Origin of the sequence: Roseiconus nitratireducens (genome assembly GCF_008629675.1) — a bacterium.
GTDB classification, from domain to species: Bacteria; Planctomycetota; Planctomycetia; order Pirellulales; family Pirellulaceae; genus Stieleria; species Stieleria nitratireducens.
This window is the reverse complement of the sequence record NZ_VWOX01000031.1, coordinates 21,458-32,122: the sequence shown is the minus strand read 5'-3', so window position 1 is coordinate 32,122 and position 10,665 is coordinate 21,458. Positions and strand designations below refer to the sequence as shown.

Here is a 10,665-nt window from a genome sequence, read left to right as displayed (position 1 = left end):
TTATTTATCACCGGACGCGGCGGGTGATTGGGGCCGGGGTGGGTGTTCTCGCTGAAATCACCTTCGGTACCCTGGGAAGCCGTCGGCTGTTCTTGCCGGTCAACGCCCCTGTTCTCGCCGATCCTTGTTTCTTGTGCCTGCTATTCTCGCTGGTTGCTCTGGCCAGGTCAACATTTGCCATCATTCGACACCATCTTGGCCTTTCCTCGCGTTCAATCTGACGGACATTCGATCGACACTGATGTGGAGTCGGTCCGTCTTCTGATCTCGACGCTGAGAATACTGAAGTGTTTGCCACAGAGAACGCCGAGGGCACGGAGTTTGGCCCTGCCTTCGATTCGCACCGGCAGAGATTTCGTTTCGGCCTGCGCTGCAGCAAGCAACATCCCTGCGGTGTCAGGGAAGTGATATGAGACTGAGAATCGCTTCGGCTTGTCGATGGCGGAACCGAAGGAGGCCGACAGCTCGTCGGCGGCATCGATAGATCACGAGCGGCGATAAGACAACGATGAGGAATGATGGTTTGGCTAACAACGTGACGCTGTGCTCGCTCAAGCGCTTGCCCGAGCATTGATTCCCGCCGTCTGGCGACGGCAGCTACGAAATCCAAACGTCATCCGAAGTTCCTGTTCACCAACGGGTTGTCGCTTGGCTTACCATCGCTCTGTGACTGGTTGCGTTCAAACGTTCGGACATGATGGCTGGATTGGTTCCGTGGCGCAACAGCATGCGTTGCCACGATGAACGGAATTAAAATGCCGATGCAACTTTGAAAATATTATGGCTTTTTTTCTGCCGGGGGGTGGACATCGCCTTCGCCAGGCGTCACTTTCTTTTCTGTGGACGGTTTGACCGTCCGCCGCCGCCAGGGAGGCGGTCCGGATAAGCGAACGGGTACGCTTTGTTGTGACAACAAAGGATGGGAGCTGCATTTCAGGATGCGATCCCGCGTTTGTTTCGTCTGGTACCGTCGACTTTTCGGGAGGGGCACACGATGGCATTTTTTCAACGCGCTGGCAAACACGAGCGCGACTTGAAATGGGCGCGTATCTGGTTCAAACAGCTCGCGACGTTCCACCATCGACGCCAAGACGTGGACTGGAGATTCTCGGCTGGTGACGTGATCGCGTTTTCTAAAGATCAACGCGACCGCGGCGTGCCCGCATGGAAACGCCAAAGCATGGTTCAGGGGCTGATCGTGTTTCGACAATCGGTGCAAAATCTATCCAGCACAGATTTGATTCCGATTCATCAGAAGTTGGGCGAGATTGCCGCCTGGGAACGCGCCCAGGACGAGGGTGCCGAAACGATCGAGGACATCGTCGGCAAAATCAATCCTCGAGAAGCTGACGTGATCCAACAATTGCGTCGCAAGCTTCGATTCCACGGAAAGAAGTACTCGACCGAAAAAGCTTACGTCGGCAAGGTCAAGGCTTTCATGCGCGCCCGAGGCCTGAAGTGCTCGGCGGATTTCGCCAACGTCGGCGGCCCCGACGTCGAATCTTACCTGACGGACCTGGCGGTCGATGGCAATGTCGCACCGTCGACTCAGAACCAGGCCTTCCACGCGTTGCTGTTTTTGTTTGAGCACGTTTTCAAGCGCGATATCGGTCGCATTCAGGCGCTGCGGGCATCCAAGGGGAAACAGATCCCGACGGTCATGTCTGCCGACGAAATCCGGCGGGTCTTTCTGCACCTGGACGGGACGGCACTGATCATTGCCAAGCTGCTGTACGGGTGCGGGCTGAGAATCAGCGAAGCGTTGCGTTTGCGAGTCAAAGACATCGACTTTGACAACCAGCTGATTGAGATCCATCAATCCAAGGGGAGTAAGAGTCGAATTGTGCCGCTGCCCGAAGACTTGGTCGAGCCACTGAAGCGAACGTTGAACTCACGTCGCGCTTTACACGAACAGGATGTGGCCGACGGAGTGGCGTCGGTTTGGTTGCCATATTCGCTTGCCAAGAAGTACCCAAACGCACCGAGCGAGTGGCGATGGCAATTCGTCTTCGCGTCGCATCGCCTTTCAAAGGACCCTCGAACTCACGAGATGCATCGCCATCACCTGCATCGTGATACATTTCCCAACCATCTGCGACGCGCTGTCGAAAGGGCCAAAGTTCCCAAGGCGGTCACATCGCACACGTTCCGTCATTCTTTCGCCACCCACCTGCTGCACGAGGGGACGGACATCCGAATGATCCAAGAATTGTTGGGCCACAAGGACGTTGCCACCACGATGATTTACACGCACGTGGTCAACCGCGACGACGTCGCGGTGGTCAGCCCGTTGGATCGAATGGCGAGTGCAATGAAACCGAAGCCGACGGCGCCCGGATCGAATGAGCAACTGGACTCGGGGCCGTCCGCGCCGGAATCCGAGTTGCAATCTGCCGGCGACAATGGTGTTGGACATCCACTGCTTGAATCCGCCGACGGGGCACGGCCACGGTGGTGGCAGAAATGGTTTGCGGTGCCGTACCGGAATACGGGGTAGGGAGTGTGGACTCCAGGGCGCAGCGGCCGACCAGGGGGGCAATGGTCGGCACTGCGGCCCCGTTCCGGAAGCTCGGTGCGGGAACGTGCGGTTTTGCCAGGTGCAGGATCGCGGTTTCGGGGCAACGCACCGGAGACGGGGGAGGGGAGCGAATCCCAAGTCGCAGACGCCGACCAGCGGGGCAATGGTCGGCTCTGCGGCCCCGTCGCATCGCATGACCGCGATCGAAATGGTGTTGAAAGGAGATCGCCATTTCCGTCGGCTTACACCGACGGCCGGGGGCTGTCGTCGCGTCGCGGCTGGAGGTCGTGCAGTTTTAGTTCATCCTTCTTTCCAAGGAAGGTGAGCGCAGCGAGGGCAAGAGCGTCGCTCGCCGTTTCCGTCGGCTTGCACCGACGGCAGGGGGCTGTCATCAGTTCGCGACTGGATTTGGTGCGTGCACCAGAGTCGAAAGGCGCGGGTGACGCGTGGGAGTGGGCGCGAGCTACAATGCTCGTTATTCCCCTTCCCGCCTCAGAACCTGATCCTGTGATGCCGAATTCTCCGCGGTGCGTCCGTTCTGTCTTCCTTGCTGCGTCCTTGTTGTTGTTGACCGGGACGTTCCGCGCCGGCACGCTGCTCGCAACCGACGATGTGTTGCGACGCGAAAACCTGGTGGCCTGGTGCATCGTTCCGTTCGATGCGGCCAAACGCACTCCGCAAGCGCGGGCCCAGATGCTCAGTGATCTGGGTATCCGTCGTTGCGCTTACGACTGGCGGGCCGAACATGTTCCGACATTTGAGCAGGAGATTCTGGCCTATCAAAAGCACGGCATCGAATTCTTTGCGTTTTGGGGCACCCACGACAAGGCGTTCGAGCTTTTCAAGAAATACGACCTGCACCCACAGATCTGGCAGACTTGTCCTTCGCCGGGAAAAGCCAACGATCCGGACAACGTTGCCGCAGCCGCCGAGCAATTGAAACCGGTGGCACGGAGAGCAGGCGAGGTCGGTTGTAAACTGGGTTTGTACAACCACGGAGGTTGGGGAGGCGAACCGAAGAACCTGGTGGCGGTCTGCGAGCGACTGCGTGCCGACGGATTCGATCATGTCGGAATCGTTTACAACTTTCACCACGGACACGATCACATCCAGGATTGGGAAGCTTCGTTTGAACGGATGAAGCCGTACCTGCTGTGTTTGAATCTGAACGGAATGAATCCGGGAGCGCAACCCAAGATTTTGGGGATCGGCAAGGGTTCAGAAGAGTTGGAGATGATCCGTGTCGTGCTGGAAAGCGATTACCGCGGCCCAATCGGCATTCTGGATCATCGCGACGAGCTGGATGCCCGCGATTCACTGCTGGAGAACCGCGACGGGCTGCGATGGGTCCGCAAAGAACTTTCAGAGAAGGGGAGTGGCGGACCGAAACCCGACACGCCGCAACCTTTGCCAAAGGCGGATCGCCCCAGCCCGTCGGATGGGGCCAACCAGGGTGCCGATCCAGGTCGCCTGCTTCCCGGCCGCGTGGCGTATCGCAAGCCGCCGCTGACCGCACAATGCCGAGCAACTCTGGCGCGGAAAGACGAATACAACATCCTGATCGCCTGCGACAGCAAACGTTCCGGTGAGCATTGGGAGTTATTCACCGAACGAGGCAACGGCAATTTGACCGTTTATCTTCCGGGCTATTCGCCGGATCATGTTCGGAGCCGGGCCATGGTTTGCGACGGGCAACCGCATACGCTGGCGATGCAACTGCTTCCCGACCGAGTCCGGCTGTACGTCGATGGTGAAACGGTCGCCGATCAAACAGTCGAACGGAATGGCAATCGCCCGGCGGTTCCCGGTGGATTGGGCCTGGGCCGACTTGTCGAGGGGACGTTGCGACATCAAGGGCTGCTATTGTGGGTCCACCTCGCGGCCGGTGAGCAATCGCCGGTTGCATCGACGGAAGCGCCCCCACGAGACGATGCGACGCTGGGGTTCTGGGATTTGGCTGACGACCAACGCTCGGCAGCCGATGAACCGGCAAAGAACAGAAATCCCACGCCGGCCGAGGATGGAGCTTCAGCAACGCTCGACGCGCCGCCTGCGTTTGACGCCGACAGAGTGCGAGGGCTGTCCGAGGAAGCCCGTCGTGAGGGCGACGCCATGCGTGGAGCGGCCGTCTTTGCCGACGCAAGGCTGGGGTGCTTGTCCTGTCACCGAGTGGGGCCCCACGGCGGAACCGTCGGACCAGAATTGTCACAAGTGGCCAAGCAACGCACGCCCGAGCAGATCGTGGAGTCCGTTTTATGGCCGGGCCGCGAGGTGAAACCGGAGTACACGTCTTGGCAGGTGCTGTTGGACGACGGCAGGGTGCTGACCGGATACAAGGAGCCTCTCGACTCGGAACGTGTTCGGATTCGCGATCATTCAAGCGGACGGGTCGTGGAATTGGAGCAAGATCAAATCGAGGCAGAAGTCCAAAGCGGTACCGTGATGCCGACCGGTTTGATGCAATCGATCACGCATCAACAACAATTGGATTTGTTCTGTTTCCTAAACGACCTTGGGCGAGACGGGCAGCCGCTTCCAGAATCCATCGTGGCCGCTTTGGAGCAGGGCCAGCATCATCACCCGGCGACGTTTCCGATTCTTGCCGAACCGATCCGCCCCGAACTTTGGCCCTCAAGCCGCCACCGAGTGAACCGTGACCGGTTGTACGATTTTTACGCCCGGCAAGCGGAACACTTTCTCGGTCAGTCACCGATGCCGATGCTGATCGCGGCGTACCCCGGGCTTGACGGTGGAGAATTGGGGCACTGGGGAAACCAGGGCGAAGACCAGTGGCAAGACGGCCGTTGGAATGAGACCGAGCTGGGATCCATGCAAGCGGGAGTGTTCCGGGGAAATGGTGTGACGGTCCCGCGGGCGGTCTGTGTCCAGCTGGGTGAAGCGGGTCAGCTGTCGATCTGTTTCAATGTCGATCGGCTGACGATTGACGCTGTCTGGACGGGTGACTTCTTGGAGTTTTCATCTGTTCGCTACGGGTTCCTTGGCGGGTTGTCAGCCGCGGGAACGATGATCCCTTCCAAAACCGGATCACCGCCGCCGGGCGAACAACGTTACCAGGGCATTTACCGAAGCGGAAAACGTGTCGTGTTTGCCTACCAGATCGATGGCGTCGATTACCTGGATTCGCCCTGGGTGGAACGCGACCCGAGTTCCGAATCGGGATACAAATTGGTTCGCGAAATCGCACCGGTATCGGAGCATTCCCTGCGTTCGATCGTCAAAGGGAGCCCGAGTCAGTGGCCGCAGGTTTTGGCGACTCGGATCGTTCCAGGTCAAAATCGTCCGTACGCAATTGACACGATCGAGTTGCCTGAGCGGAATCCATGGAGCACGTTGCTGTTTTGCAGCGGTCACGATTTCCTAAGCGATGGCAGCGCGATGGTTTGCACCATGCAAGGAGACGTCTGGCACGTCACGGGGCTGGACAGCGGCGTCGAGCAAATCGGCGAGGCCCGTTGGAGACGCTACGCGTCGGGGCTGCATCACCCGCAAGGTCTGGTGGTTGTCGACGACAAGGTCTTTGTGCAATGTCGCGATCAGTTGGTGTGTTTATCCGACCGGAACGATGATGGCGAAGCGGATTTCTACGAATGCTTCAGCAAAGCAATGGAGACGTCGGCCGCTGGGCACGACTTCATTTGCGGATTGCAACGTGATTCTCAAGGCCGCTTTTACACCGCTTCCGGAAACCAAGGGCTGGTGCGGATCTCCGCCGACGGACAGCATGCGGAAGTGATCGCGACGGGTTTCCGAAATCCCGACGGCTTGGGGCTGATGCCAGACGGAACGGTGACCGTCCCGTGCTCGGAAGGGACTTGGACCCCCGCTTCGATGATCTGCGCCGTTCCAGAGACCGGTTCCGATTTGACATCCCGTTCTGGGCGTGACGCGGGATCGTCCAGGCCCCTCCGCCACTACGGTTACCGCGGTCCGGTCGATCATCAAACGCCGTCGCTGCCCTTGGCATATCTGCCGCGTGGGTTGGACAATTCCAGCGGCGGCCAGGTTTGGGCCGATGATCCTCGTTGGGGTCCGCTGGCGAACAATCTGGTGCACTTGTCGTTCGGTATGGGCACCGTGTTCTCGGTGCTTCAGGATCGTGTGGACGGCCAACTGCAAGGTGCGGTGGTGCCGCTGGCTGGCGAATTCAGTTCGGGTGCGCACCGCGGTCGATTCCGCCCGCGTGACGGACAACTGTACGTGTCCGGCATGAAGGGCTGGGGAACCTACACGCCAGACGATGGTTGTTTCCAACGAATGCGATACACGGGACAGCGATGTCAAACGCCGATCGGATTCCATGTCCACCAAAACGGAATCCGCATCGATTTCGCCGAACCGCTGGACGCGGACGTCGCGTCCGACGTGGCAAATCATTTTGCGCAATGTTGGAACTACCGGTACAGCGGCGCGTACGGTTCACCAGAGTTGTCAACGACGCACCCCGGCGTCGCGGGACACGACCCGCTACGTCTTGCGTCCGCTCACGTCCTGGGCGGCGGGAAGTCACTATTCCTGGAAATCCCGGAGATCCAACCGGTCAACCAACTTCATTTGCACCTGCGTGTGAACGAACCCGGATCGATTGCGACGACGCAGCGGACCGTTGACGGACACGACTTGATCATCACCGTGCACCGAATGGATGCGCCGATGACGGAGTTTCCCGGTTACACGTCACGCGAAAAGACAATTGCCGCGCACCCGATCGAGGTCGACATGGCAACCAACGCGTTGCAGATCGACAATCCCTGGTTGGCGGAGATCAAGGGCGCGCGACCGATCGAGATCGCGACGGGAAAGAATCTCACCTACGCGACGCAAATGTTCAGGGCCAAATCTGGAGAAGCGATTGCCCTGACGCTTTCCAATCCGGACGTCGTCCCACACAATTGGGTGCTGGCGGCACCGGAGTCGCTTCGTTCGGTCGGCGAGTTGGCGAATCAGCTGATTGCCCGCCCGGATGCTTTCGCCCGACACTATGTTCCCGAAACGGATCGCGTGATTGTGCACACCGACATCGTCGGTCCCGGCAAAGAGCAAACCATTTACTTTCGAGCCCCCAACCGTCCCGGCCGGTACCCTTACCTGTGCACGTTCCCCGGGCACTGGATGGTCATGAACGGAGTGATGGTGGTGGAGTGACCTGGTACGCGACGGTTTTCCGGATTTGCTTCCGGTCGATTTCACCGGCGGAGAATGTGGTACACCCGTCCGGTCGACGGCGGCGGCAGATTCGGGACGCGCGGATTGCGAACTCCGCCGTCTGGCGACGGCAGCTACGGGAACGTTGGCCAACGAATGAACGATGGTTGCATCCGCCGTCTGGCGACGGCAGCTACGGTGATGTCGGTCAAAGATAGATGAAGTGCATCCGCCGTCTGGCGACGGCGGCTACTATTTCCGCCGTCTGGCGACGGCAGCTACGGAGACTGGCTTTTTGATTCCCCGATGATCTCGATGACAATGCCTAACTTGAAACAATCGACTGCGTCGCTTTGGACCTCCGCTTTCGTGGTCGCCATTCTGGCGTCGAGTCCTTGTCGCGGTGCGGAGGGGTCCAATCCCGACGGTGACTTCCGACCGCCGGCCGTTCCGCTGGTCGCCTGCGATCCTTACTTCAGTATCTGGTCACAGGCGGACACGCTGCAGGAAGTGGAGACAACGCACTGGACGGGCAAGCCGCACCGGATGTCCAGTCTGGTTCGGATCGACGGCCAGACCCATCGCTTGATGGGCGGCACACCGGATGATGTGCCCGCAATGCAACAGACCTCCGTTGAGGTGCTTCCCACGCGAACGATCTATCAGTTTTCTGGAAGCGGCGTCGCGATCACGTTGACATTCATGACGCCCGCGCTGCCGGCCGATTTGATGATGCTCAGTCGACCGGTCACTTACTTGACCTACGACGTCAAGGCAACGGACGATCAAACCCACCAAGTTGAGATCTACTTTGATGCCCGCGGCGAACTGGCTTCGGACCTTCCCATGCAACCGGTGGAAGGAGAAGTCGTCGCAAGCGAACAAAGCAAGTCGCTGAAGATCGGCACGGTATCACAGCAAGTGCTGGGCAAGCGGGGCGACGATTTACGAATCGACTGGGGGTATTTGTACATTGCCGCAAACAAATCCAGTGATGCCGGATTGCGATTTGGTTCTCCAAAAGCCGTCCGCGATCAGTTCATCGAATCGGGTGAGTTGAACGACGATCCAGTGGATTGGCCTCAGCAGGCGGGCGATGTCGTCGGCGCCGTGACACTGGACCTGGGAAAGGTTGATCAAGACGGCGCATCCGAGTACCTGGTGTTGGCGTATGACGATTTGTATTCGATCGAATACATGCAACACAAACTTCGGCCGTACTGGCGGAAGGATGGCTGGGATGCCGCGGACCTGATTGATCGCTCGGTTGAAGACTACGCATCGATTCGAACCGATTGCCAGCGATTCGATGACCAGCTGATGAATGACTTAAAAGCGGCGGGAGGCCAGGAGTACGCGGAGATCGCGGCGTTGGCTTATCGGCAATGCTTTGCGGCTGGGAAGTTCGTTGCCGACGCGAACGGTCAACCGCTGCAGTTTTGCAAAGAAAACCACTCGAACGGCTGCATCGCCACGTCCGACGTGTTTTACCCGATGGCGCCGCAATTCCTGCTGTTCGGCCCGACGTTGACCAAATCGGTGTTGGTTCCGTTCATGGAGTACGCGGCTTCAGATCGCTGGACGTTTCCGTTTGCTCCGCATGACTTGGGCACGTACCCCAAGGCGAATGGACAGGTCTACGGCGGCGGTGAACGCAGTGCCGAAAACCAGATGCCGGTCGAGGAAAGCGGCAACATGCTGATCCTGTTCGGTGCCCTGGCGAAAATGGAGGGCAACGCGGATTTCGCGGCCAAATACTGGGATCAATTGAGCCAGTGGGCCGACTATCTGCGCCAAAAAGGTTTTGACCCGGAGAACCAGCTGTGCACCGACGACTTTGCCGGTCACATGGCACACAACGTCAATCTGAGTGCGAAAGCGATCTGCGGTTTGGGATCGTACGCGATGCTGTGTGAGATGCGAGGCATGAACGACCAGGCGGACCGATACCGCCGCGTCGCCGCAGAGTATGCCGACAAGTGGATGTCCGCCGCCAAGGACGGGGATCACTACCGATTGGCCTTCGACCGCCCCGGGACCTGGAGCCAAAAGTACAACCTGGTGTGGGATCGGCTGCTGAACCTGAACCTGTTCGACGAATCGGTCTACCAGACCGAGATGGCGTACTACCGCAAGGTGCAAAACCGATTCGGTCTGCCCCTGGATAACCGTTCGGACTACACGAAGCTGGACTGGGTGTTGTGGACGGCAACCTTGACCGAAGACCAAGAGGATTTTTCAGCCCTCGTCCATCCGGTTCATCGCTTCTTGAACCAGACGCCGGATCGGTCGCCGATGACCGATTGGTACTTTACCTCGACCGCCAAGAAACGTGGATTCACCGCCAGACCGGTGGTGGGCGGCGTCTTCTTGAAAATGCTCTACGACGACTCCGTTTGGACCTCGTACGCGAATGCTGATCGGACCGAAGCATCCGGATGGGCACCGATGCCGATTCCGCCCAAAGTTGAGACGTTGGTGCCGACGAGCGCGGACGCGAACATTGCGTGGAGCTACACGACGGAGTTGCCGGCTGGCAATTGGTATGCGACAGACTACGACGCCGGCGAATGGAAGTCGGGCAGCGGCGGTTTCGGAACACCGAACACACCCGGCGCCGTCGTTGGAACCCGCTGGGACGGCCGCGATATTTGGATCCGGCGAACGTTCTCTTTGCAGTCGCTGCCGCAACAACGGGTCGGGCTGCGTCTTCATCACGATGAAGCCGCGGAAGTTTATTTGAACGGCCAGCGTGTTGCCCAACTGTTTGGTTGGTCGACCGAATACGAGTTGGTTGAGATTCCCGCGGAAGTACTTCGCGAGGGCGAAAACGTGCTGGCCATCCATTGCCACCAAACGGGTGGAGGCCAGTACATCGATTGTGGCTTGGACACCATCGTCCCCGTCGACGCGGGCAGCGGTGAATCCGAATGAAGCACGCGTCCGATCGATGAACGCTGCTGGTCCAGTTGAACTCATTTCAC

Annotated in this window: 4 protein-coding genes; all 4 read left to right on the top strand. The window is 59.0% G+C overall.

The window, feature by feature from the left end:
* Positions 1 to 221 (top strand): hypothetical protein (locus FYK55_RS29870; protein ID WP_235909024.1); only part of this gene is annotated, 221 nt, incomplete at its 5' end.
* 773 nt (positions 222 to 994) lie between these two features.
* Positions 995 to 2,497, top strand: coding sequence for an integron integrase (locus FYK55_RS27570; protein ID WP_201743831.1), 1,503 nt, complete (start codon positions 995 to 997; stop codon positions 2,495 to 2,497).
* A 531-nt stretch (positions 2,498 to 3,028) separates the two neighbouring features.
* Positions 3,029 to 7,681, top strand: coding sequence for a DUF6797 domain-containing protein (locus FYK55_RS27565; protein ID WP_161604794.1), 4,653 nt, complete (start codon positions 3,029 to 3,031; stop codon positions 7,679 to 7,681).
* Positions 7,682 to 7,996: 315 nt separating this feature from the next.
* Complete coding sequence (locus FYK55_RS27560; RefSeq protein ID WP_235909023.1) at positions 7,997 to 10,615, top strand: glutaminase family protein; 2,619 nt, start codon at positions 7,997 to 7,999, stop codon at positions 10,613 to 10,615.
* Positions 10,616 to 10,665: the final 50 nt, after the last annotated feature.